Here is a 1,505-nt window from a genome sequence, read left to right as displayed (position 1 = left end):
CCTGTCTCTTGATCACAAGTCTTGTTGCTCAAGAGACTTAGCGAGTTCATACCCTTCAAGGATGGTTTGTAACCTAAACCATCCTTGCCATAAGGTTTTTATAGAAGCACGACCTGTCCGCTTGGTATCTTTCCACCCTCCTAACCGCGCAATACCTATGTAAGCCCATGATATATCTGGTGCTTCTTTCGGTAGTTCTTTCTTCTCCAACTTTAACCACATGAGCTTCCATGCTTTGCCTTTTAATACCTGCTCACAACTGCTCTTAGATAACTCGTCTGATTCATTCATAAATCTCAACTGGAGTAACCGAGTCGCGATAAAAGCCAAAATAATGCTAAGCCTTTCTAAGTTGTCTTTACTTTGCATTCTCAGTTGCTCAACTTCAGTCCCTTCACTTTTCCAGACTTTATGAAAATCTTCTATTAGCCAGCGCCGCTCATAATAACTGACGATTTTGAGTGCCTCTTCCTTGCTCGTTATCGGCTCTGAAGTCAGTAAGTGCCATGCAAGCTTATCGCTACTCTCTCCCTGTTCTATACATCCCACATAGTAAAGCGGAATGTTATCGAACTCTTTCTTGTTTGCAGGAGACTTTAGTGTCACGGGGGCATATTTGATATCTAAATGAGCCTTGCGAGCTTTACGACCGCCTTTTTGCGGTATTTCGAGCACTTTCTCTCCGGCTGATAACAGGGTAGAGGCATAGCTATAAAGACGACTATCATGCTCTTCAATACAGCGACTTTGCATTGAGCGAACGAGGAATCTTTGCTGTTGTTCTCGCTTGTAAGTGAGGTATTCAAATAGGTCGGCTTCTCTATCGCACACCGAAATGACATCCGAAATTTTATCGCCAAGTCGTTCAACAACATGGCGAGAGGCTTGTTCCCACTTATAACTCTCTTTCTCTTTGTATGGGCGAGTCGCATGCTGGTGCCCTTGACCTCGCTTTTCTATATCACGAGTCCAACGCTGTTGTTCAATTAAACCAATAACAGATTGAGTGTCGGGAGCAAAAAGTAAGGTTGAGTGTACGAACAGAGCACGATGTCGATTGCCTTGATTAGAGTGCCCGAGTTCATCTCGAACGCTGCGATGGGAGTAACTGAGAGAAGTGGTGTCTTCTAAGGCAAGAAGTGTTTGTTGGTTTAATGCTTCTTGTGCGGTGACATAAAACCCCGCTTCTGCGATATCTTCTGCTTTGATTTGCTCATTACGGATGAAGCGATAAGCCCCTTCCATTTCAGCAGGTGAGATAATGAGTTTCGAAACAGGTACGCCGGGTTGCTCGGCCAGTGAGGCTGCGAGAGCAACGAGTCTTTGAGTGCGTCTTGGGTCATTAAGGTCGGCTTGACCGAATTGTTTTTGTGCCCAAAGGGTTGGTTCTATATAAGTCATGATAATCATCCTTGTGATTGCTTAGATGATCAGATCATGAAATTTAAAATTAGTTCAAAAAAATCCCCAAACCGTGGCTTGGGGATTTGTGTATAAGAGACAGG

At 44.1% G+C, this 1,505-nt stretch carries 1 protein-coding gene; it reads right to left on the bottom strand.

The annotated features are described in order from the left end of the window. Nucleotides 1-12: 12 nt before the first annotated feature. Complete coding sequence (locus IRQ95_RS21845; protein ID WP_194439894.1) at nucleotides 13-1,401, bottom strand: IS4 family transposase; 1,389 nt, start codon at nucleotides 1,399-1,401, stop codon at nucleotides 13-15. Nucleotides 1,402-1,505: the final 104 nt, after the last annotated feature.

The organism is Vibrio fluminensis, assembly GCF_015278125.1.
Classification (GTDB): domain Bacteria; phylum Pseudomonadota; class Gammaproteobacteria; order Enterobacterales; family Vibrionaceae; genus Vibrio; species Vibrio fluminensis.
The sequence above is the reverse complement of the archived record's forward strand: the minus strand, read 5'-3'. Positions and strand labels throughout refer to the sequence as shown.

Bases quoted from the DNA above. Each gene is read 5' to 3' on its own strand.
- IRQ95_RS21845 (WP_194439894.1), bottom strand. From the start codon at position 1,401: ATGACTTATATAGAACCAACCCTTTGGGCACAAAAACAATTCGGTCAA.